22 protein-coding genes are annotated in these 20,632 nt (G+C 70.7%); 12 read left to right on the forward strand and 10 right to left on the reverse strand.

Annotation, left to right across the window (positions count from 1 at the left end):
• Positions 1 to 258 precede the first annotated feature (258 nt).
• From ACIO5D_RS16465 to ACIO5D_RS16490, 6 genes are all read right to left on the reverse strand, one after another.
• Positions 259 to 1,392 (reverse strand): hypothetical protein, encoded by a 1,134-nt coding sequence (locus tag ACIO5D_RS16465; RefSeq protein WP_400795762.1) that lies wholly within the window; start codon positions 1,390 to 1,392, stop codon positions 259 to 261.
• A gap of 125 nt (positions 1,393 to 1,517) precedes the next feature.
• Positions 1,518 to 2,165, reverse strand: a complete 648-nt coding sequence (locus ACIO5D_RS16470; RefSeq protein WP_400795765.1) for a hypothetical protein — start codon at positions 2,163 to 2,165, stop codon at positions 1,518 to 1,520.
• 675 nt (positions 2,166 to 2,840) lie between these two features.
• The gene (locus ACIO5D_RS16475) at positions 2,841 to 3,305 is read right to left on the reverse strand and encodes an NADAR family protein (protein ID WP_400761773.1); all 465 of its coding nucleotides are present in this window, start codon (positions 3,303 to 3,305) and stop codon (positions 2,841 to 2,843) included.
• A 124-nt stretch (positions 3,306 to 3,429) separates the two neighbouring features.
• The gene (locus ACIO5D_RS16480; RefSeq protein WP_400795768.1) at positions 3,430 to 5,211 is read right to left on the reverse strand and encodes a PcfJ domain-containing protein; all 1,782 of its coding nucleotides are present in this window, start codon (positions 5,209 to 5,211) and stop codon (positions 3,430 to 3,432) included.
• Between the two features lie 406 nt (positions 5,212 to 5,617).
• Complete coding sequence (locus tag ACIO5D_RS16485; protein WP_400795771.1) at positions 5,618 to 5,761, reverse strand: hypothetical protein; 144 nt, start codon at positions 5,759 to 5,761, stop codon at positions 5,618 to 5,620.
• 280 nt (positions 5,762 to 6,041) lie between these two features.
• Entirely contained in the window at positions 6,042 to 6,599 is a 558-nt protein-coding gene (locus ACIO5D_RS16490) for a hypothetical protein (RefSeq protein WP_400795774.1), read from the reverse strand.
• A 116-nt stretch (positions 6,600 to 6,715) separates the two neighbouring features.
• Here ACIO5D_RS16490 and ACIO5D_RS16495 point away from each other — a divergent pair, with 116 nt between their 5' ends.
• The 3 genes from ACIO5D_RS16495 to ACIO5D_RS16505 all read left to right on the forward strand — a co-directional run bounded on the left by ACIO5D_RS16495 (position 6,716) and on the right by ACIO5D_RS16505 (position 7,755).
• Positions 6,716 to 6,841 (forward strand): transposase, encoded by a 126-nt coding sequence (locus ACIO5D_RS16495; RefSeq protein ID WP_400796076.1) that lies wholly within the window; start codon positions 6,716 to 6,718, stop codon positions 6,839 to 6,841.
• A gap of 163 nt (positions 6,842 to 7,004) precedes the next feature.
• Positions 7,005 to 7,487 (forward strand): IS3 family transposase, encoded by a 483-nt coding sequence (locus tag ACIO5D_RS16500; protein ID WP_400795777.1) that lies wholly within the window; start codon positions 7,005 to 7,007, stop codon positions 7,485 to 7,487.
• Complete coding sequence (locus ACIO5D_RS16505; RefSeq protein ID WP_400796079.1) at positions 7,477 to 7,755, forward strand: IS3 family transposase; 279 nt, start codon at positions 7,477 to 7,479, stop codon at positions 7,753 to 7,755. The genes ACIO5D_RS16500 and ACIO5D_RS16505 overlap by 11 nt, the downstream gene beginning before the upstream one ends.
• Positions 7,756 to 7,820: 65 nt before the next feature.
• On the opposite strand, the gene ACIO5D_RS16510 is transcribed toward ACIO5D_RS16505, so the two are convergent.
• On the reverse strand, positions 7,821 to 8,021 hold the full coding sequence (locus ACIO5D_RS16510; protein WP_400796081.1) for a DUF397 domain-containing protein: 201 nt from the start codon (positions 8,019 to 8,021) through the stop codon (positions 7,821 to 7,823).
• 44 nt (positions 8,022 to 8,065) lie between these two features.
• Positions 8,066 to 8,920, reverse strand: a complete 855-nt coding sequence (locus tag ACIO5D_RS16515; protein ID WP_400795779.1) for a helix-turn-helix domain-containing protein — start codon at positions 8,918 to 8,920, stop codon at positions 8,066 to 8,068.
• 196 nt (positions 8,921 to 9,116) lie between these two features.
• Between ACIO5D_RS16515 and ACIO5D_RS16520 the strand changes: the two genes are divergently transcribed.
• Positions 9,117 to 10,385 (forward strand): hypothetical protein, encoded by a 1,269-nt coding sequence (locus tag ACIO5D_RS16520; protein ID WP_400795782.1) that lies wholly within the window; start codon positions 9,117 to 9,119, stop codon positions 10,383 to 10,385.
• 10 nt (positions 10,386 to 10,395) lie between these two features.
• Complete coding sequence (locus tag ACIO5D_RS16525; protein ID WP_400795785.1) at positions 10,396 to 11,094, forward strand: 2'-5' RNA ligase family protein; 699 nt, start codon at positions 10,396 to 10,398, stop codon at positions 11,092 to 11,094.
• Between the two features lie 49 nt (positions 11,095 to 11,143).
• Here the strand turns inward: ACIO5D_RS16525 and ACIO5D_RS16530 are convergent, their stop codons facing one another.
• Together ACIO5D_RS16530 and ACIO5D_RS16535 are read right to left on the reverse strand one after the other, a co-directional pair.
• Positions 11,144 to 12,106 (reverse strand): aldo/keto reductase, encoded by a 963-nt coding sequence (locus ACIO5D_RS16530; protein WP_400795787.1) that lies wholly within the window; start codon positions 12,104 to 12,106, stop codon positions 11,144 to 11,146.
• Positions 12,103 to 12,573, reverse strand: a complete 471-nt coding sequence (locus ACIO5D_RS16535; protein ID WP_400795790.1) for an ATP-binding protein — start codon at positions 12,571 to 12,573, stop codon at positions 12,103 to 12,105. Before ACIO5D_RS16535 ends, ACIO5D_RS16530 begins: the two co-directional genes overlap by 4 nt.
• A gap of 338 nt (positions 12,574 to 12,911) precedes the next feature.
• On the opposite strand from ACIO5D_RS16535, the gene ACIO5D_RS16540 reads away from it, so the two are divergent.
• The 7 genes from ACIO5D_RS16540 (at position 12,912) to ACIO5D_RS16570 (ending at position 20,595) form a co-directional block, all read left to right on the forward strand.
• Positions 12,912 to 14,417, forward strand: coding sequence for a hypothetical protein (locus ACIO5D_RS16540; RefSeq protein ID WP_400795793.1), 1,506 nt, complete (start codon positions 12,912 to 12,914; stop codon positions 14,415 to 14,417).
• Between the two features lie 69 nt (positions 14,418 to 14,486).
• Complete coding sequence (locus tag ACIO5D_RS16545) at positions 14,487 to 15,983, forward strand: amino acid permease (protein WP_400795795.1); 1,497 nt, start codon at positions 14,487 to 14,489, stop codon at positions 15,981 to 15,983.
• Positions 15,984 to 16,033: 50 nt separating this feature from the next.
• Positions 16,034 to 17,392, forward strand: a complete 1,359-nt coding sequence (locus ACIO5D_RS16550) for a glutamine synthetase family protein (protein WP_400795798.1) — start codon at positions 16,034 to 16,036, stop codon at positions 17,390 to 17,392.
• Between the two features lie 90 nt (positions 17,393 to 17,482).
• A complete protein-coding gene (locus ACIO5D_RS16555) occupies positions 17,483 to 19,495 on the forward strand; it encodes a Mur ligase domain-containing protein (protein ID WP_400795801.1) in 2,013 nt (670 codons plus the stop codon).
• Positions 19,492 to 19,731: a hypothetical protein gene (locus tag ACIO5D_RS16560; protein ID WP_400795803.1), complete on the forward strand. Its 240-nt coding sequence runs from the start codon at positions 19,492 to 19,494 to the stop codon at positions 19,729 to 19,731. Before ACIO5D_RS16555 ends, ACIO5D_RS16560 begins: the two co-directional genes overlap by 4 nt.
• A 76-nt stretch (positions 19,732 to 19,807) precedes the next feature.
• The gene (locus ACIO5D_RS16565) at positions 19,808 to 20,125 is read left to right on the forward strand and encodes a hypothetical protein (RefSeq protein ID WP_400795806.1); all 318 of its coding nucleotides are present in this window, start codon (positions 19,808 to 19,810) and stop codon (positions 20,123 to 20,125) included.
• Complete coding sequence (locus ACIO5D_RS16570; protein ID WP_400795808.1) at positions 20,122 to 20,595, forward strand: hypothetical protein; 474 nt, start codon at positions 20,122 to 20,124, stop codon at positions 20,593 to 20,595. Before ACIO5D_RS16565 ends, ACIO5D_RS16570 begins: the two co-directional genes overlap by 4 nt.
• Positions 20,596 to 20,632 lie beyond the last annotated feature (37 nt).

Genomic DNA, 20,632 nt, shown 5'->3' on the forward strand with positions numbered 1-20,632 from the left:
GCTGCGGATCTTTCTTGACCGTGAGTCAGCGGACTTCTCTCTGCGCAGGACGGTAGGTCCAATGCGGCCGTAGCCTCCAGCAAATTCGAAGGCGACCCTGGCTGCTCCGACAGCGCGCTCGGGCGGGGCGGGTCGCGGGGGGCTCGTCTCGCTCCGTCGCCTTGGAGCACGGGTGGCAGGACGCGGCCCCAGCTCCGGAACGGATCCGTGACGGACCAACCGGCCGCGAGCCGCGGTGGTCCGTCACGGTGCCGCAACTCAGTAACTACCGCGGGCCGCTGCGCGGGCCTGCGCTTCGGCGTCGCGGGCGGGGATGGTGGCGATGAGCTCATCGGCACTCGCAGCCCTGGCAAGGGGCTTGGTGCGGGCCTGGTCGGCGTACAGGGTCCACACGTCGCCGCCCATCCGGGGCCGGTAGGAGAGCTGCCAGAACCGGCGGTTGGCATAGCAGATCTGCCAGGAGTGCGGACCGGACGGGTGTGCGCTCACGCCGGCAGGAAGGTCCGGAAGTTCCGGCGCGGGACCGTACGCGCGGTCGATGTAGGCGAGGTGCTCGGCGGTCGGCACGATGGTGACGCGTACCGTGTGCGGCCACCGGTGACCCTCGGGCAGGAACGGCGCCCACTCCCTCCACTGCGCCTCGCTCGTCGGGTTGCCCGTGTGGGGCACCCAGACCACGCCGTGCGCGCAGTTGAATCCAAGCCGCGTCAGGTGCCACCCGGCGGCGATCTTCAGTCCCTCCGTGTTCGCGCCGTCGGTGATGGTGTCCAGGTAGATCCCGGCCGGGTCGTTCTCCCGGCCGGCCGCACCACTCTCCGTGAGCGGGATCATGTGGCGTTCGGTCGTGCTGCCCTCGGCGGACATCAGCCGCAGGGTGGCGCCGCCGCCGGCGAGCGGGTACGCCATCTGGATTTCCGCGACGGTCGGCAGTGCGGCGAGCTGACCCGCGCGTATGCGCGCCAGTCGCTCGTCGACGGTGGCCGGTACCTGGAGGGGCTCTGCACTTTCGGCGGCCGGACGCCACGCGGTGCTGTGCGCACGGGTGCACTGGTCTCGAGCTGCCGGCGCGGCCTTCTCGCGCTGGGTGGCCACGTGCCCGACCGCGAGCGCGAGCGCACCCTTACGGGTCGTGCTCCGGCTGCCGCACTGCCGCCGCTCTCCGCTGACTTCGCGCACCTGCCAGAACAGCATCCCGTGTTCCGAGACCTGGTAGGCGGCATACGTGGCTTGTGGGAACCCGCGGCCGCTGAGGGTCTCGCCGGGCAGGTCGAACAGCCAGCCGTCCGCGCCGTACTCGGCGCCCTGCGGCGCACGGCCGTTGGTCGGCGTGTAGCGGCGGTAGGAGCGGGTGACGATCTCCCGCACGATGCTGCGGGCCGTGGTGGTGGTCATGGTCTGGGGTTCCTTCCCAAGTGCTGCCGTGGTGACCGCACGTCGGCCGGCGTGCGGTCAGTACTCAGCCCCACCTCGAACGGGGAGGGACCGGCCGAAGGCCCCGGACACGGGGCGCCGCGGTGTTAGAACGGAGGGCAGCAGAGATGACCGGCGCACACGTGAGCGGCGGCTGCGGCCTCTTCGGCGGCGCGCTTGCGCTCGTGCTCGGCCGCGCGCTTCGCGGCTCGGGCCACACACTGCGCGTCGTCGCACCGGCTGTAGCCGGTGATCCCGTCCGTGGACGGGTGATAGTGCGTGATCAGGCCAGAGTCCTCACACGAGCCGCACAGCGGTTCCGGCGCGTGTGGAGTCTCGCCGGACACACTTGGCAACGCGGTCAGAGCCCCAGCGAGGTCGACCTTCCGACCTCGGGCGATCTCGGCGGCCGGGACGTCGATGCGGAAACCGCCGGCCGAATAGCCCGGGTGGTCGGAGAACACCACGGCACACATCCAGGAGCCGGAGTGGAGCTTGCGCGGCAGCGGCTCCTCCTCGACCCCCTCGGGCAGAGCATCCTCGCGGAACTCGATCGGAACGACGACGATGCGGTAGGCCCGGTCAGTGTGCGGCTGCTGCCAGGGCAGCTCGACGAGCAGGTCCTTGGCCCACTCGTCGATAGTCACGGGCAGGGTGGACAGGTAGCGGTTCAGTGAGCCTTCGGGGGCCTGGGCCAGCCGGGTGCGCTCCTGCTCTTCGGTCTCGATGAAGCCGATGCTGCTGAGGAAGCTCATGATCGTGCGTTCTCCTGAGGTCCGTGCTTTGGTCGCGGCGCTGCGGCGCCATCGATGGTCTCCGTGCGTCCCTGTTCAGCCGTCTGGACCGGTCCGGGTTCGACGTGGCCACGTGATCCGGAGCCGTTGATGAAGGCGCCCGGCCCGGGGGTGGTGAAGGTGTCGCCGGTCAGCAAGGCGACGGCCGCCGCTCGGCCCCAGGTCCGGAACGCAGTCGCGGTGCATGTGCTCCGTCTGTCAGGGTTCAGTGGGTTCGAGAGTCTGGCTCAGGACTGCGCTCCTGGCGTGGACGTGATCTTTCGAAGACCAGTCCGGATCAGCTCCGCTGATCACGCAGAAAAAGAGAGAGCCCCGCCCGGCGGCCAACATGCTCAGTAGGCGGGGGCTTTGCGGAATTACTGCCGACGCACAGAGGCACTGACTTCGGCGTTTCAGGGTGATGGTGGTGGGAGGTCCAGGGAGAGGCCTGTGCCGCTCGCCTTCTCGGGAATTTCCGGGCCGACGCCCGCGCCCTACTGGCTCACTCCTCGCTGTCCTCGTGGATTCGGCGTCGTGGGCGCTACTGCGATCGCATTCGTCATCGCAGCGCCGAAGAGCTGGACGAGTAGCAGGGGAAGAAGGGGGGAACCCGGCCCGATGCGGATGCGCCGGGTCGGGTTCCGCTGGTCCGCCGCTCTACCGTCGATGGTCCCGGATCGCCATGAGCAGCTCTCCGAGCATGTTCCGGCCCGGCGTCCCGGCGTGGGCCGGGCAGAAGCACGAGCCCCAGAACTGGTCGTGCCAGTGGTTGGTCTCCACGAGCTCAAGGTCGCCGGTGGCCTCCAGCCGCGCGGCCAGGTCGGGCAGCGCGAACTTCGTGACGAGCACCTGCTGCATCGCGCGCACACGCCCGCCGGTGTCCCATCCCGGGCGCAGCGAGACGCGTCGGCCCTCGCGCTTCGCGCCGCCGGGTGTGGCCTCGCCGAGCACACGGGCCCGCTCGACGGGGTCGATCGTCTTCAGTGCGTTGAAGGCATGCTCGCCGGAGGCGACCGTGCCGCTTCCGGCGAGCAGGGGCATCGCGAAGGGCGTGTCGTCGAAGTTGGAGAGGAAGCCGAGCTCGTCTCGGAACATCGGCTTCAGATTATTGGTCTGGGTCACGGTCGTCTCCTCGAGGTCAGGGCCAGGACTGCGAAGTCGACCCGGATCCGCGGCTGCGGATCTTCACCTGTACAGGTAAGAAGCCCTCCCGGCGCTGCACGGGGCTGCGGCCGGGGGGTCTCGGTCATGCAGTCACCGCGTTCCGGCCCGGCATCGCGAGCTGCCGCAGTCCGAGCGCGTGCTCGTGGACCGGGATCCCGGCGCCGGTGATGGCATCGAGCACCAGCTGAGCAGGCCCCTTCCCCAGCTCCTTCACCTTGACCGCGTCGCGGTTGTTGGTGCCGAGGAACTGCATGATGCCGCCCTCGCGGTTGATCTCGATGTTGAGCCGTACGCGGCCGGCGGAGTCGCCCTGGTCGTCGATCACGGCGACGAAGACGTCCAGGCCCAGCCTGTGTGTGTAGCCGGCGATGCAGTTGTTGAGCTGCGATCCCCATCGGGCCAGAGTGTCCGTGTCGCGTGCGACGACGAGCCGGAACCCGCCGACGTGCATGCCGTCGAGCTTCTCGGCGACGTCCGCGGCCCAGGCGGCCCGCTCCTTCTCGCGGGCCAGCTGCTTCTGGTGGTAGCGTCCGGCCCACGCCTCGCATTCGCGCTGCTGGGCTGTCATCAGCGCCCGCCGGTGCTCGATCAGGAAATCGTCGGCGGCCTCGCGGAATGCTCGGTCCTTCCACAGCTCCCAGGTCGCGACCGGCAGGTCACGGCCTTCGAGCCGGGCGATCTGCTCGTTGTAGCTGTGCATCTCGTGCAGAGCGTTCGCCTCGTCAATCATGGCGCTGATCGCCTGGTTCGAGCGCGCGAACGAGCGGCTCTCCACCCGGGTCTCGGGCATCGAGCGCACCAAGGTCTCCAGGTCCTGAGCGCCGCGGATGCGGCGCTGCCCCCGGGCCTTGATCAGTTCGGGCAGGAGGTCCAGGTCGCGCAGCTGCATATGGACGTTGCCGAGGTCCCGTACGGTGTCCCCGATGATCCGGACGCTCTGCGTGGCCGGCTCGGCGAGGATCCGCCCCAGGATCGGCTGGGGCACGCGGCGGAACAGCGCACGGGCCTGCACGAGCTCGGCCGGCTTGAGGCCGATGTAGTGGTTCGTCTCGGTGCGGCGCATCGACTCGATGATCCAGTCGATCGGCACGAGCCCGCGGAACAGGCGAAACCAGTTCAGCACGCTCATGTCGTGGGGCTGACGATGCCAGTCCTGCTTGGTCAGCATGTGTTCGGTCAGGCGTTGGATCTCGCGCGCCAGCGGCTTGCGGTACCGGGTCTTGCCGAGCACCTTCTCTGCGACCGTCTTGTAGTCCTCGGCGTCCAGGTAGTGCATCTGGCCCGAGTGTGCGAGCCCGATAGGAGAGACCTGCTTCAGCAGCGGGAACCGCTCCCCGGCGGCTGGGAGGTCGCCGATCAGGTGCAGGATTTCGCTTTGGAGGGCCTGGAGGATCGAGCTCATCTGGGCCTGGATCCCGCCTTCGAGGTCCTGGAACTCGGGGCCCTCGACGACGCGGGTGTTCTGACGGTGTGCGTCCCACATGTAGTGGCACATCGGAGCCAGCAGGGTCTGCTCCCCGAGCCGGTACAGCAGCCCCGCGAGCTGGCGCTCGCCGCCAGCGAAGAGGTGCTGGGTGCGGTTCTTCCGGCTGGCCTTCTCCAGCATGCGCAGCACCACGAGGTCTGCCTTGGTGCGCAGCAGCGAGAACGCCTGCTGGGTCTGCCAGTGGTGAAGGACCCTTCCGGAGGCGCGCATCCGGTGCACGCGGTGCGACACGGAGCCCGACACGGTCACGCGGCCATCGGGTGCGGTGCGCGCGACGACGCGGAGGCTCGCGCCGGTGCGGACGCCTTCGACGGTCGGCTCGAGGTGGTCGTTGAGGAACTTGACGTGCAGCAGCACGCGCTCGCTGTTCTCGGACATGGTTGCCTCCCGCGGAGCGTGGAACAGGGCCTGTGAAGGCTCTGTAGGGCCCGGCACTGACCAGCAGGCAGTGCTCTTCTGGGAGGCACCCGAGATCGGCTTCGCCGATCTGCTTGTGAAAAAGAAGAACCCCGCCGCAGGAGCGCGGTGCTCCGTACGACGGGGTTAGTACTGCAACCGCATCTGGGGGATCTGGCCTCGACGTTTGTAGTGAGAGCGACGGGCTCGGGCTTGGCTGCGTCGCCGGAAGCGTGACCATCGAAGATGATGCTCGTTGGTCTGATGGCGGGGCCTGATGAGGTGACCCATCAACCATGGTCGACCAGGCGCACGTCGATGCCGTCCCGGCGGAGGGTGACGTGGGTGACGATCAGCTGGGCGAGCTCAATCCGGCGACTCAGCAGGCTCAGCCGAGGCGGATGTCCCGCCGCGTGCGGATGATCTTGTCGACCAGGCGGTCGGCCTCGGGGCGGTCGATGTCGGCCTGGCCGTGGGCGGCCGCCTCGGATCCCGAGAAGAACAGCGGTACCGGGGACACGTAGGTGACCACGGTTTCGAGGGTCGAGCCGTGGGTGACGGGGCGGCACGGGCGGCGCCGACCCGCCGCCGGGGGCCGGGGTGGGGAGGCACCGGGGGAAGCCCGTACGGCCGGGGTGGTCACGGCCGACGGGCGGGCACAAGACGCACAGTCGAACCGGTGACGGGCCGGTCAACCCTCAACGGAGCAGGGCCGGGCCGGGGCCACCGTGTGGCGGGGTGTCGGGTGGTGGTGTGCGGGGTCCCGGCCGCCGGTGTGCCGGACCCGCCCGGGGACGGGGTGCGGGGGCCTGTCAGAACGGCGCTTGGGCGGGGATGCGCTCGGGCCGGGTGAGGTGCACGCGCAACCAGGGTCGGATTCGGGGACAGGTGCACACGGCGCGGGGGCGGGGCTCGGGTTCGAAGGCGTAGCGGCCGGCGGGGAGGCAGTCCTCGTCGGTGACGGGCGCGTGCCAGTCGCAGTCGAACTCGGGCAGGCGTCGCACCCGTATGCCGGACTGGTCGAGGGTGGCGCTCCACGGCCCGGCTGTGAGCGTGCGGCCGGAGCGGTCCCGGGGCCCGGTGGCGACGGGACCTGCCGGCTGGAGGGCCGCGTCGGGGTGGCGGTGGGCCCAGCGCTGCCACACGCGGTGGGGGTAGTGGCGCAGGGCGCACCGCTCAGGGGCGGGGTCGGTGACGTAGGTGTCGGTGAGGGCCGCGCGGACGGTGAGGGCGAAGGCGGGCTGGGGGCCGTCCCACCGGTCCGGGTCCAGGGGGCGGGGGCGGGTGAGGGCAGCATTCAGACGGCCGGGGCCGGTGGTGAGGGCGAACGTCCATCCGCGAAGCGGGAACTGGCGGGTGCGCACGGTCATGCGGTGTCCTTCCGGAAGAGGAGCCTGGGGCTGAAGTTCCTCCGCTGAACTGGACAGCCTGATACTGGGACGGTTGGGTCCCGGCGGAAAAGTCCAGGTTGAGTGGCAAGAGCAACATGAGTAAGCGGTACACGGCGGAGTTCAAACGGGACGCGATCGCGCTCGTCCGATCCTTGCCGCATCGGACCGTCACCGAGATCGCCCGGAAACTGGGGGTCCGGAGGGGCTGCGTGGCTGGGTGAAGCAGTCCCGGGTTGACCGGGGTGAGGGCCCTGCGGGCGCGCTCACGACGGCCGAGCGGGAGGAGCTCGCGCGGCTGCGCAAGAGAAATCGGGAACAGCAGCAGACCATCGAGATCTTGAAAAAGGCCTCGCCTTCTTCGCGAAGGACGATGAAGTAGGCATCGTGTGCCGCTTCATCGATGCGGAGAAGGCGACCGAGGCCAACCCCGGCGGCTTCAGCGTCGCCTTGATGCGCCGTGTCATGGGCATCAACCGCTCCACCTACTACGCCTGGCTGGGCTCCCGGCCGGCGACGGCCGAACGGCAGCGCGTCGAGGACGAGCCGGCCGCGGAGATCCGCGAGATCCACGGCACCTCCCGGGGCACCTCCGGTGCCCCGCGCGTGCATGCCGCGCTGCGGCGCAAGGGCCATGCGATCAACCGGAAGAAGGTCGAGCGGATCATGCGCGAGCGCGACATCCCGGGCGTCACCCGCCGCACGCGCGACCGCCTGACGAAGCAGGACATCATGGCCGACCACCACCACGCCGAACTGGTCACCGACGCCCTGAAGATGGCAGCCGGCCACGGCGCCCTGAGCCCGGCTGCATCATGCGCACCGACCGGGGCAGCGAGTACACGAGCGGCGAATTCCGCTGGGAGATAAGGAAGTTGAACCTGAGGCAAAGCATAGGACGAACTGTTGCGATAACGCCGCAGCCGAGAGCTTCTTCGGCTTGCTGAAGGCGGAGATCGGCACCACCGTCTGGGAGAGCCGCGAAGCGGCCCGAGCCGACGTCTTCCGCTTCATCGAGGTTGAGTACAACCGCGCCAGGTTGACGAACCGTTCTCCCCGAGTGCGGGAAGAACGGTGCCCAACGCGGCCGGACATGGGGCTCGTCACCGCCGGTTGGCAGGCGCGGCCAAGGAGCTGAGGTTCAGTCGGGCCCTGACCTCAAGGCACCATCCGCGGCAACCGGAGCAGAGCCATAGCGAGCGGTCACGGCAGCAGACCGAAGTCGAACTCACCGTCCCTCGCGCCTCGCAGCCAACAGTCCGCGGCCACTGGATCGAGAACGAGAACGCCTGCCTCCGGCCATCGCGAGTTCCTCACCAGAACCCATCCCTCAGACGTGGCCAACTCAACACAGTTGCCGCCGCCACCGCTGTGGCTGGACTTGGTCCACACTGCGTCTGTCATGTCGGGCGTCCTGGTGGCTGCGATCAGTTCGTACGGCTTGGTCGTCACGGTGACTCCTCGATCAGGCGGGCAAGGTGGTCCTGCGTTTCGGCGGCTGTCAGCGCGAGACTCTCCACCCTGGCGAATGCCGTCTCGTACCGTCCGGCGGCTGCCGCTCTGTCCGACAGACGAACGCTCCGGTCCATCAGCTCCACCCATACGGACGGCTGGCCGCCGACGGGCGGGTCCATCAGGACGAACGGCACGGTGAGTCCCGGGTGATAGCAGACATCGGGCGGCAGCACCCGGATGGTCAGCCCGGGCTGGTTTGCCGCGTCCAGAAGGCGCTGGAGCTGGAGACGGGCGGCATGTGTTACGTCCAGGAGCGAGAGCGCGGCGGCACCGAGCAGAATGTGCTGTTCCGCCGGCAGAACCTCGTTCTGTCGGCGCATGCGCAGGTCGACGAGGTCGGCGACCTCGTGCGCGGGAAGGTCGGGTCGCATGCCCGAGATCACGGCTGCGGCGACTTCTTCCGTCTGTAGCCGACCGGGTACCAGATGGGGTTCGACCGACCTGATCCGGACTGCCTCCCGCTCCTCCGCGAGGTAGGCGCCGAAGTCGTCGGGCAGCGGGAAACGTCTCCACCATGACGGCTGGGACCTGGTGCTGGCGTCTGCCTCGACGAGCGAGACAACGGTCTCCCTCGCGGGTCCGGGTGCCTGGTACAGGTCTAGCAGTGCTTCGGCGGTCGGGGGTTCGATTTTGCGTAGCCCGTGCTCGTACCGGCTGAGCGTCCCTGGGTCGATACCCGTGCTGGCCGCGACCTGAGGACCAGTCAGGCCGGCCCGGGTGCGGAGACGTCGCAGCAGGCTGCCCAGCTCCGTACGTGTTGCTGAGGCTGTCGGCTGTCTCCTAGGCATGGCGGCAGTTTCCCGGGCAAGCCCGCTCACGGGCAAGAGGGCCCCGCGCAATTTGCGCCACCAACTTCGTGAAGTCCATTGCTGGCAGGGCGTCTGACGAGCATTCTAGAGTCTCACGAAGTGTGCCGAGGCCGTCGCCGCTCGTTGAACCGTCGCGCGCGAGGCCGGCATCCATCCAGGGGAAGAGGTGCTCGTTGTGCTGCGCATTGCCCTGCTGTGCAAGGAACGCGGCTGGGACAGGTACCCGGACTTCGACATCGCCCTGGCCGAGGCCCGGACCAGGGCCGCCACGGAGGATGGAAACCCGGATCTGCTCCAGGTGACGGTAGCGCGCCGGACGTATGACCGCTGGACGCGCACAGGCGAGATGCACAAGCCGAGGTGGGAGACGGGACGTGTCCTGTCCTTCATGTTCGACGTACCGGCGAGGGAGCTTTTCGAAGACGTCGGCGAGCAGACCGGCCCTCTCGACTCGTTCAGCCCCGCCGCGGCGCGGTCCGTCAGGCCGACGCCGGGTGTCAGCCCGGAGGCGCTGGCCGTGATGGTCCGCAAGCTGGACGAGGTCATCGAGGACTACGAGGAGCTCGGTCCGCACCAGCTGTCGCGCGAGACCCTGTTCGTCCACACGATGCTCGGAGCCTTGAGCGGTGGCCATCGGTCCCTTCGCGAGCAGGAACACCTTCTGCACCTTGCCGGCCGGGCCTCGGCGCTCCTGGGGTACATGGCTACGGCGGCCGGGAGGTTCGCCGCGGCGGACGCGCACCTGCGCGAGGCGTGGACCATCGCGACGGACCTCGGGGACACTGATCTGCGGATCTGGACCCTCGGTACGCAGGCGTTCCGGCTGTACTACCTCAAGCGCTACGAGGAGTCGGAGCACGCCGCGCGTATGGCGGTCGACCTTGCGCCCACCAGCCCCCTCGCCATCAGACCGCTCGTCAACGGCCGGGCCCGGGCCCTGGCCCGCATGGGGCGCGCCAGGGAGGCAGATCACGCGATCGCCGCGGCCCTGGCTCTGAGCGACCGAAGCGACGGTCTGCCGGACGGCGTGAGCTCCTGTATCTCTCTGGGGCCGTACTCGGTGCCGCGGACGCTGGCGAACGCGATCACGGCTCAGCTGTCGCTCGGGAACACCCGGCGCGTGTTCGAGCTGGCCGATGAGATCGCACCGATGGTCGCCTCGTCGGAGTCACGGTGGACCCGTGCCCTGGTCGGTCTCGACCTCGCCTCCGCCCATCTCCAGGGCAGGAGCCCTGACCTGGAACAGGCGATGCGCCTGGGCGCCCGGGCACTGACCGCCGACGGAATGACACCGATCCGGTCGGTGCACCAGCGGGGCCAGGAACTGCTGGACCAGGCATCGAAGTGGCGCCGGAAGCCCGAAGTGCGAGACTATGCGGCCCAGCTGCATGTCTGGGAATCGGACCCGCGGGTCGCTCGGCTTGCCGCGAGAACCACCACGTAAGGAGCGTCGCATGCTGCTGACCGACACGCGTGCTTTCCCGCCGCGGCCGCCGGCCAGCCTCGATAATCCCGAGATCATCACTGCGCATGACCACGCGGCTTTCGACGTGGTAGAGGTCCTCAAGAACCACTGGGAACGGCCCGGGTGGGACGACGAACGGCGAGCCCTGTACTGGCTCCTGACCTTCCCCGATGAGGCGGACCTGATCGGCAGCGCCCGTTTCTGCCAGGAGGCGCTGGCCGGGCTCGCACTGGACCCTGTGCCTTCCGACGGCCTCCACGTCACCCTTGCCCGTGTCGGTGAGGCAGCCGACGTGTCGACCCGCATGCTCGACAGCCTCACCGCGGCGGTCGAGGACGCCGGGCCGAGGAGCTTCGAGGTAACGGCCCAGCCCCTTTCCGGCAGCATGGGCGCCGTACGTTTCTCGCTGGGCCCTTGGCGTGGTCTCGTGGAACTCCACCAGATGCTCACCGTGTGCGGCCGCCGGGCGGGCGTGCCCGGAGGCCGCGGCACCTCGGCGTTCAGACCTCACCTGAGCATCGCCTACAGCTCCGCGGCCCAGCCAGCGGCACCCGTGGTGGAGCGTGTGCGCGGACTGCGCGACCGGCCGGCGGTGCCGCTGCGGATCGCCAGAGTTGATCTCGTCGAACTACGGCGGGAGGACCACGTCTACCGCTGGGACGTGCTCCGGCAGGTCGTCCTGCGCTGACACCCTGCGTGGCAGCCGTCACTCGAGGCGCCCGGGATCCGGCCGCTCGTCAGAGCTGGCCAAGCTCAGACGAGCCGCTCGCCAGCCTGGCTCGGATCCGCTCGTAGGCGGCACCGGCTTCGGTCAGGTCGTCTGCACCGATCCGACGGAGCGCCGCCGCGAGCTGGGTCACGTGTTCACTGGAGCCGGATGCCGCGAGAACCGCTGTGGCCGGACCCCGGCTTGTGCAGTATCGGACGGCAAGGGCCGCTTCGGCCCCCGGCAGGCCGGCGAGCCGTCGCCGGAGCGGCTCCAACTCCTCTGCCGCAGCGGTTTTCCAGCCGTCGGGCAGGCCCGCGGTCAGGCCACCTGCCACGGCGGCCTCGAACGGGGTGCGGAGGATCAGGCCCACCCGCCGACGGGTCGCGAAGGCGAAGATGTCCTCTTCCGGAGCCGCCGGAAGGACAGGGCTGTAGCGGGCGACCACGATATCGGGCCGGACCACGTCGAAGACGTCGGTGAACCTCGCCCATGCGCCGCGCCCCGGGCTGACGATCGGATCGGGCGCACAGAGGCCGACCGCGCCAACGCTTCCCAGGTGTCTGAAGGTGCCCAGGGTCTCCGCCGCAGGTTCCAGGTAGCGGTCATCGGGGCCGAAGTCGAGGCTGGGGAGCACGAACACCGGGATCCGCTCCGCCCCCAGGTTGTCGAGCGCCTGTTCCAACTGGTGGCGCAGGTGCGGGAAGGCGTACCGGTGCGGCGCACTGCCCGCTGGACCGAAGTGCGTGGCGACCTGGATGTCCGCCCCGGGGTGGTCGGCGAGGAGCCTTCCGAGCAGACGCTCCGACTGCCCGAGGCAGCCGGAGCGCTCGGTGCCGAATGCGGTGAACAGATTCACGCCGTCTTCCAGAGCGGCCCTCATGGCCGCCAGGACCGTGTGATCGTCAGCGCCGGCCGTACCGCAGCTGATTCCGAACGGGTGCACGCTCAGCCCTGGGGCCAGGCGGTGCCGGGGCATCTGTACGTCGGTCACGCGGTCTTTACCCCATCGCTCTGAAAGGCCGCGCTTACAGCGGTCCCGCTTTCCGTCTGGCGAATCCACCATGCGGTGGAGAGCCCGTCAACGATGAGCAGCCCGCGTCCGCCCTCGTCATCAACTCGGTCCTCGACACCGCCCAACGCCGCTGCCGACTTCTCGATTGCCGATGCTCCGCAGCCCGCGTCGACCACGGTCACGGCCACGCCCTGATCGGCCCAGACGATCACCATCGCGACAGCACCGCCGCCGTGCACTTCGGCATTGCCGACCAGTTCGGAGACTGCCAGGACAGCATCGTCGAGCACCGGCGGGCTGACCCATCCGGACACCGTGTCCCGGACCGCCGCACGGGCTGCTGCGCAGGGGCTGGATGTCCGGGTCGAGCCGAGCGCGACGTGGCGCTCTCCAACGACTGTTCCCAACATGCTGATCTCCTGCGGTGATTGGGGACGGAAAGTCATGCCTTCCTCCCTGCGGCTGGGACCCTGGCGCGGGCGGACCTACCCGCAGTCCAACTGTGGTCTCTCGCCGGCGGCGATCCATGGCCAAAAGTTGGCCAAATGCATGACCGTCCAGCCTTTGAAGGGCAGAACCAATCGGTCAAACCGTCCTGAATCGCCGCCCTGGCCGTACAAGCAGGCCACTCAAGTCCGTGATTTGGCCAAGGTTTGGCCATGTTTTGCCGTCGCGGACGCATCAGGGTGGTGGTGAGCGCAGCCCGTCGGTGCCCGTAGCCCCCGTACACAGCTGGACGGCGTCACGGACGGCCCGTTTCTTCCTCCAACCTCATGGTGATCTGATGACCTCCCTCCTGCGTACCGTCGCGATCCCGGCCAGGGCCGACTGTTCGGGCCGGGATGCCCACGTCGGGCACTGCCTGGACGAGGCGGATACCGTCTCCGGTGCTGGCAGTTCGGTGGCGGGCCTCGGCGCGCTCCTCTCGCGCCAGCTCCTTCATCGGGCCGGGCGCCTGCGCTACCTGACGGCCCACCTGGCGACGGGCGGCGGCTACAGCGGCCTGGAGCAGTACCTGGAGGAGTGCCACCTCCCCCTGGACCGGCTGAGGGAGATCGTCCGCGACCACGGCTGGCCGACGTACGTGATGGTGGGCCGGGAGGGCGGAGACGCGGCTCTCTACCTGGCCGTGCACTGTACGGCCGACCTGGACTTCCAGCGGACCTGCCGACAGCTGATCGCCGTCGCCGTTGAGGCCAAGCAAACCCCGTGGGCGCACCTGGTCACCATCGAGCAGGTCATCACGGTGACGTCCTGCGAGCCGCTGGCCAACGCCGGGAACCCACGGATCCCACGGAAGGAACGGTTCATGAATGCAGCCACACAGAGCCACGCGCGGCTTGTGTACCATCCGGCCGGCCGTGACGGGGATCTCCGGAACGCGGTTGAGGAGCTGCGGGCGGGGCGGTGGATGGCGGCACGGGGGTTGCTCGCGGCGAGTTGGGGCGATTGGACGCTGTGGACCTCACGCACCCAGGTGCTCGGTGCGGCGGCGGCCCGGTCTGATGTTCTTCGGCGTTGGGAGCAGGAGGAGCCGGAGGGGCTGGGCCTGGCCACGCTTCAGGCCAGGGCTGCCGTCGAGGTGGTGGCCCTGGTCGACCCCCGGCAGGCTGATCCGCGGCAGTTGGCGTGGCTGGAGCAGTCGGCGCGGGAGGCGTGCTGGCGTGCCGCCGCGACTGTCGCCGACGATCCGGTGCCGTGGGTCTGCCTGCTGGCCCTGGCCGGGCTCGACCAGGGCCAGGTCCGCCCCGAGCACCGGGCGCCGGCTCCCGACCCGATGCTGCCTCCCGGGCCGTGGGGCCTGCTGGAGCAGGCGCGCCGGGCGGACCTGTGGAACCGGGAGGCGTATCACCGGATGTTCCGGTTCTGGCTCGCGCTGGCCAGGCCCGGCACCGCGACGACTTTCCTGCGGACGTACCTGGGGTCCGCGCCGGCGGGTTCGCCCCTGTATGCCCTTCCCTTGCACCTGCACGTGGAGCGGTACCGCACGGCGTCGCGCAGGGACGCGGTGCGTCGGCAGTGGTCGGATGGCGAGGTGCTCCAGGATGTCCTGCTGGCCTACGAGCACTGGCTGGCGGCGCCTGGCGGGCGGGGTAAGTGGCCTGTCGTGGACGAGAGTTACCTCGCGCATGCGCTGTGGGCGAGCCACCACCTCGAACAGGCCGGCGGCGTGTTCGCCTCGCTCGCCCCGTTCGCCTCTTCCCAGCCGTGGCTGAGCCTGGCCGACCGGAGGGAGCAGGCCCACGGTCTCCTCCAGCAGGTCATGACCCAGATCGCTGCCCGGCGCTGATCCATCGCCCGCGGCTCCGGCCTCGCCCTCTGTCTTTTCCCCCGCCTTTCCGCTTCCGGAGGTTCACCCATGCCCGTTTCCCATCGCACGGCCCCGGCCCGGGGAGAGGACGACCATCTGAGATCGCTCGGGTACGAGCCCGAACTCACCCGCCGGATGGGGCCGTTCGGAAATTTCGCGGTCTCCTTCTCCGTCATCTCGGTGCTGAGCGGGTGCATGACGCTGTTCGGGTTCGGGCTGCTGACCGGCGGCCCGGCCGTGATGATGTGGGGCTGGGTCGGGGTCGGCGGGGCTGTGCTGCTGGTCGGGATGGCCCTGGCCGAGGTCACCAGCGCCTACCCGACCAGCGGAGCCCTGTACTTCATGGCGCACCGGCTGGGCGGCCCGCGGTGGGGGTGGGTGACCGGGTGGCTGAACCTGCTGGGCGGGATTGCCGGGATTGCCGGGATCGACTACGGTGCCGCGAGCTTCGTCGCGGCACTCGCGGGCCTGCAGTGGGGTGTGGAGCCGACCCCCGGGGTGGTGCTGGGCATCTTCGCGGCCGTTCTGGTCCTGCATGCCCTGGTGAACCTGCGCGGGGTGCACGTGGTCAGCGTGCTGAACAGCGTCTCGGTGTGGTGGCACCTGCTCGGTGTCCTGGTGATCGTCGGTGTGCTGTGGGTGGTTCCCTCCCACCACCAGTCCGCGTCCTTCGTGTTCGGGCACTTCGCGAACGGCACCGGGTGGACGAATCCGCTTTACGTGTCGGCGATCGGGGTGCTCCTTTCCCAGTACACGTTCTCCGGGTACGACGCCTCGGCGCACCTGTCGGAGGAGACGACCGATGCGCAGCTGGCTGCCCCGCGCGGAATCGTCCGCTCGATCTGGGTGTCGCTGCTGGTCGGAGGCGTCCTGCTGGCCGGGCTGCTGTTCGCGGTGCAGGACTACGACCGCACGGTGGGGGCGGCCGTGCCGCCGGCCCAGATCTTCCTCGACGCGCTCGGCGACACCGGGGCGAAGCTGCTCCTGCTGGTCGTGATCGGCGCCCAGCTGTTCTGCGGCTCCGCCCAGACCGCCGCCGCCAGCAGGATGATCTTCGCGTTCTCGCGGGACAACGCGTTGCCCGGCTCGGCGCTGTGGCGGCGGGTGTCCGGCAACGGAACGCCGGCCCGGGCGGTCTGGCTGGCCGTGGGTGCGGCGTTCGTGCTGGCGCTGCCCTCGCTGTGGTCGACGGCCGCCTACGGCGCGGTGACGGCGGTGAACGTGATCGGCATGACGCCGGCGTACGCGATCCCGGTCTTCCTGAGGCTGCGCAAGGGCGGGCGGTTCCGGCCGGGGCCGTGGCACCTGGGCCGGTGGAGCCGCCCCGTCGGGGTCCTCGCGGTGGGGTGGGTGGCCGTGGTGACGGTGCTGGTGTGCCTGCCGCAGACCAGCCCGGTCACCGCCGAGACGTTCAACTACGCGCCGGTCACGCTCGTGGTGGTTCTGGTGATGTCGGCGCTGTGGTGGCGGATGGCGGGCCGGAAGTACAGCGTGCCGGTCGTCGACGACCCGCAGATGGCGGCGCTTGAGGAGCAGGTCGTATGAGGGCGGTGATGCGTGCCGCCCGGTCCCGGGCGGCCCGGAGCACGGTTTCCGTGCCTTCCCCGGTGGGCCGGCTGTGGGAGCTGGTGGACGCTCACGGGATCGACACGGTGCTCCTGGCGGCGGTCGATGTGCAGGGCCGGCTCAAGGGCAAGGCGTTCGACGCCCGGGTGCTGCTGGAGCGGCTTCGGTCGGGCGGGATCTCTCCGGAGATGTGCGGGTACGTGATCGGCACCGACCTGGGCATGACCGCCCCCAAGACCGGCGAGTTCTCCTGGGAGAACGGCTTCGGCGACGTCGCGCTGCTGCCCGGCCTCTCCTCGGCCCGGGTCCTGCCGTGGGTGCCGGGCGCCGTCGTGGTTTTCGCCGCTCCGGTCGAGGACAGCTGGCCGCACCCGCTGGCGCCGGCCACTCTGCTGACCGAGCAGCTCACCCGCCTCGCCGGCCTGGGCCTGAGCGCGAAGGTGGGCGTCGAGACGGAGTTCGTCCTCTACGAGGGCGCGGCCCGGGATGCGGCGGCGGCCGGGTGGCGCGGGCTTCGTCCCGTCACCTGGGACAACCGCGACTACGCGCTCGACCTGCCGGGGCCGGTCGCCGACTTCGGCAGGCGTCTGCGGCAGGTACTCGCCGAGGCGGGCCTGCCCGTCGAGGCGGTGAAGGCCGAAGGCGCCCACGGCCAGTTGGAAGTCACCTTCCCCTACGGGTCGGTGACGGCGGCGTGCGAGCAGCACCTGCTGTTCAAGCACGCCGCGAGGACGGTGGCCGACGAGCAGGGCCTGACGGCGTCGTTCATGGCGGCGCCTGCCACCGGGGTCGGCAGCGGAATGCACCTGCACGTCTCGCTGCACGACGTCGACGGCCTGCCGGTGCTGACCTCCGACCCCGAGGACGGGACCGCCCTGTCGGAGCTGGGAGAGCAGGCGGTGGCCGGGCTCCTGGCCGTGCTGCCGGTCCTCGGCCCGTTGTGGGCGCCGTACGTGAACAGCTACAAGCGCTTCGCCGACCACTCCTTCGCCCCCTCCCGCTTCACCTGGGGGCGGGACAACAGATCGTGCGCGGTGCGGGTGGTCGGCCACGGCCGCAGCCTGCGGCTGGAGGTGCGGCTGCCCGGTGCGGACGCCAACCCCTACCTGGCGCTGGCGGCCGTCCTGGCCGGGATCCGGCACGGCGTCGAGGCCGGACTCAAGCCCCCGCCCGCCACCAGCGGCGACGCCTACCAGAACCTCAACGCCCCACCCGCTCCGCAGTCCCTGGCCGAGGCCCTGGCCGCCTTCGAAACCAGCGAGCTGGCCGGTGACCTGCTCGACGAGCTGGTCACCGCGCACCTGGCCCGCGTCGCCCGCCTGGACCTGGACCATCACTCCGCCCGCGTCACCGACGCCGAGCTGGAGCGCGGTCTCACCCAGGCATGAGCCCCGGGTCGGCCGCGGCGCCACACCCCTGGAGCCCGCGGCCGACCCGGTTCCACCTCCTACCCTGCCCTCACCTGCTGGAGGACCTTCATGGACACCGTCGTCCAACGCCACACGCACGAACACGAAGGCGCGACCCCCGCCACCGGTCTGCCCGACGTGCTGACCAGGGCGCACCTGGTCGATGTCGCCGTCCCGGGCATGGCGGGGCTGGCCCAGTGGCTGGCCGGGCGGGGCGCCGACGTCACCGGCTCCGTCGCCCCCGGGGAAGAGCACGACCGGACCGTCGAGCAGCTCACGGCGGCCGGCGTGCGGATCATGATGGGGTCCAAGGCCGGGCACGTCACCGAGGACCGCACGGCGGTGGTGTGGTCCGGCGTCGTGGTCGGCCCGCACCCCGAGCTCGACCGGGCCCAGCAACTGGGGCTGCCGGTGCTGGCCCGCACGCACGCGCTGGCCGCGGCGTGCGCGCAGGCCGGACCGGAGGCGGTCGCGGTCGGCGGCAGCCACAGCACCGCGACGGCGGCGGCGGTACTGGCCGCCGCGCTCGACGACGGCCGGACGGGCTGGATCCTCACCGCCCCGGCCCGCGGCCTGGCGGCAGGTCACGGGGCAGCGGGGCGGCTGGTCGTGGACTTCTGCCCCGACACCGCGACCCACGAGGCCGCGCCGCCCGGCGCCTGGCAGCACCGCCCCTCCCGCCACTACCTGGTGAGCACGCCGAAGCCGGCCGTGGCACTGATCACGGCCACCGCCGCCACCGCCCCGCACTACACGGACAACATCGAGGGGCTGGACGCGGCCGAGCGCCTCGCCCGGTCGGCCGGCACGGTCGTCCTGCCGAGCTGGGACAGCGGCGTGCGGATCCTGCGCGAGCGTCTGACCTTCCGGCCCGGCCCTCGCATTGTCACCGTCGGTCTCGCCGACACGGACGAGGTGCGGGTCCTGGCACCCCGGTGGACGGGCGTCGCCTACCACCTCACCCTCCAGCACGACGGTGCCCAGTACGCGTTCGTCCTGCCGCTTGCCGGCCGTCACCACGCGATGGCCGCGTGCGCGGCCATCGCCACCGCGCTCGTCGCCGGCGAGGACGCATCCGCTATCGCGGAGCGCCTGGTCGCCTTCGGCGGCGTCGACCGCTCGCTGGCCGGCCTCGGCACGCAGGCCGGGATCACGGTCGTGGACTCCCGGGCCCGCCACCCGCGCGAGGTCGCCGAGGACGTCGCGGCCGCCCGGATGCTCACCGAGGGCTCAGTGATCGCCGTGCTGCAGCCGGACGGCTTCGCCCGCGCCACCGCCCACGCCGCCGAACTCGGCGCGGCCCTCGCCGAGGCGGACCGGGCGGTGCTGCTGCCGGTCAGCACCCCGCTCACGAGCGTGCACGCCGACGATCCGCTCGACACCGTCGCCGAGGCCGCCCGCGAAGCCCTCGGCGCCGACGCGGTCCACCGCATCCGCTCGGGCCCCCACGAACCGGGCACCGCGGAGCTGATCGCCTCCCTCACCGAGCCGGACGACCTGGTCCTCGTCATCGGGACGACCGACGCCGCCCGGCTCGGTCCCCGGCTGCTGGCCCGCCTCGCCGCCCCCACCACGCCCGTGCCCAGCCTGACCGGCCAGGACATCGCGCTCCTCGTCCTGGTCGCGGCCGGGGCCGGCCACGGCACGATCGCCGCCGACCCCACGCTCGCGCTGGAGCGCCACCAAGTTGGCGACGCGATCAGGGCGCTGCTGGCCAGGACGGGCACCCGCACCGTGCTGCAGCTCGCCGCCTGGGCCACCGCCCGGCGGATCATCACCGACTCCGCCGAGCCCTGCGCGGCCCTGGCCGTCACCCCGTGCCTCGCCCCGCGCCCGCGGCAGATCCTGCGCGGCTGGGCCGGGGGGCGGAGCACGCCCGAGCTGGCCGCCGACTTCGGCGTCACGCCCGCCACGATGCGCGCCTACACCAGGACGCTCCTGTCCGACCTGGGTGTCGGCAGCCAGGCCCAGGCGAGTGTCGTCGGCGTCCTCGCCGGCCTGACGCTCCTGAGCGACATCGACCCCGCGTGGCCGTCCGTTCCCCTGGACCGCGCCACCCGCCCGAACGGGCCGGCGGCGTGAGCACGCGGCGCCGGTCCGGCCGCGCGGCCTGTTCGGCGGTCTGCTTCGTCATCGGTGTCCAGGTCGGCGCCGCCGCCCTCTACCTCGTGCAGTACCGCGCCGAAGCCGGCCGGCCGCTGTACCTGGGCATCTTCGCGGTCGTCGCTCTCAGCACCTTCGTCACCGTCGACCGCCTGGTCAACCACCACGTCACTCCCACCGGCGACCACGCCGACCGGCGCCCACCCGCCGACTGAACCTCCCGCACCACCGGCACCACCCCCATGGCGGCCGTCCGGGCCAGGGCCGCACTCCTTCGAGCACAGAGAGCCGATGAACGTCCCACCACACCCGCAACCACCAGCCGAGACCGCCGACACCCGACAGGAGCAGCCGTCGCCAGTCATCGCCGACAACGGTGTCACCAACGGGGAGCTGGACCCCTACCTGCACGGGAGGACGCTGGAGTTCCTCGCGAAGCACCCCACGAGCAGGGCAGCCCAGATCATGGGGGTGGCAACGACCACGCTCCGCGGCTACGCCAGCGGAGCGGTCAGTCGGCTCCAGGCAGTAGCGATCACCCTCGCGGCAGATACCGCCGCAGGCTCCGCCGACCAACTCCCCACCCACTGCGACCAGCAGGCCTCGTGAAATACATCGAGGCCCCGCAGAACTTCCATCCCGACGGCCGCCCCTCGGTCTACCTCGCGGGGCAGAGCATGGGCTGCCCGGACTGGCAGGCCGAGGCCGTCAACTTGTTCGCCACCGCCGGCTTCACCGGCACGGTCCTGAGCCCCCGGCCCTCGCGCAACCCGCGCTTCGACCCGTTCTGGGCGTGGCGCCCGAACGGCTGGCAGGACCAGACCATCGGCCGCTGCGACATCGCGATGTTCTGGCGCCCGCTCGGTCTGGACCGCGTGCAGGACCTGTACGAGCTGCACCTCTTCGGCCGGTCGAAGACCACGGTCGTCGTCGGCTGCGACCCGCGTGATCCCGTGCAGGCCACCGCCCGTGCCGCCATCCACGCGCGGATGCCCTGGCTCCCCGTGGAGCCGACGCTCGGTGAGACCGTGCGCGCCGCCCTCACCCACCTGGGCGCCCTGGCCACCACCCGGCCCTGAGCACCCACCCGCCCACCGCACCCATGTCAGGACTCCC

The sequence above is a fragment of the Kitasatospora sp. NPDC087315 genome (genome assembly GCF_044744345.1).
Lineage (GTDB): Bacteria > Actinomycetota > Actinomycetes > Streptomycetales > Streptomycetaceae > Kitasatospora.

Excerpts from the sequence above, each read along its gene's own strand:
- ACIO5D_RS16490 (WP_400795774.1), bottom strand. The coding sequence starts at position 6,599 with ATGACCGTGCGCACCCGCCAGTTCCCGCTTCGCGGATGGACGTTCGCC.
- ACIO5D_RS16465 (WP_400795762.1), bottom strand. The coding sequence starts at position 1,392 with ATGACCACCACCACGGCCCGCAGCATCGTGCGGGAGATCGTCACCCGC.
- ACIO5D_RS16545 (WP_400795795.1), top strand. The coding sequence starts at position 14,487 with ATGCCCGTTTCCCATCGCACGGCCCCGGCCCGGGGAGAGGACGACCAT.
- ACIO5D_RS16540 (WP_400795793.1), top strand. The coding sequence starts at position 12,912 with ATGACCTCCCTCCTGCGTACCGTCGCGATCCCGGCCAGGGCCGACTGT.
- ACIO5D_RS16525 (WP_400795785.1), top strand. The coding sequence starts at position 10,396 with ATGCTGCTGACCGACACGCGTGCTTTCCCGCCGCGGCCGCCGGCCAGC.
- ACIO5D_RS16565 (WP_400795806.1), top strand. The coding sequence starts at position 19,808 with ATGAACGTCCCACCACACCCGCAACCACCAGCCGAGACCGCCGACACC.
- ACIO5D_RS16480 (WP_400795768.1), bottom strand. The coding sequence starts at position 5,211 with ATGTCCGAGAACAGCGAGCGCGTGCTGCTGCACGTCAAGTTCCTCAAC.
- ACIO5D_RS16515 (WP_400795779.1), bottom strand. The coding sequence starts at position 8,920 with ATGCCTAGGAGACAGCCGACAGCCTCAGCAACACGTACGGAGCTGGGC.
- ACIO5D_RS16535 (WP_400795790.1), bottom strand. The coding sequence starts at position 12,573 with ATGACTTTCCGTCCCCAATCACCGCAGGAGATCAGCATGTTGGGAACA.
- ACIO5D_RS16495 (WP_400796076.1), top strand. The coding sequence starts at position 6,716 with ATGAGTAAGCGGTACACGGCGGAGTTCAAACGGGACGCGATCGCGCTC.
- ACIO5D_RS16470 (WP_400795765.1), bottom strand. The coding sequence starts at position 2,165 with ATGAGCTTCCTCAGCAGCATCGGCTTCATCGAGACCGAAGAGCAGGAG.
- ACIO5D_RS16510 (WP_400796081.1), bottom strand. The coding sequence starts at position 8,021 with ATGACAGACGCAGTGTGGACCAAGTCCAGCCACAGCGGTGGCGGCGGC.
- ACIO5D_RS16555 (WP_400795801.1), top strand. The coding sequence starts at position 17,483 with ATGGACACCGTCGTCCAACGCCACACGCACGAACACGAAGGCGCGACC.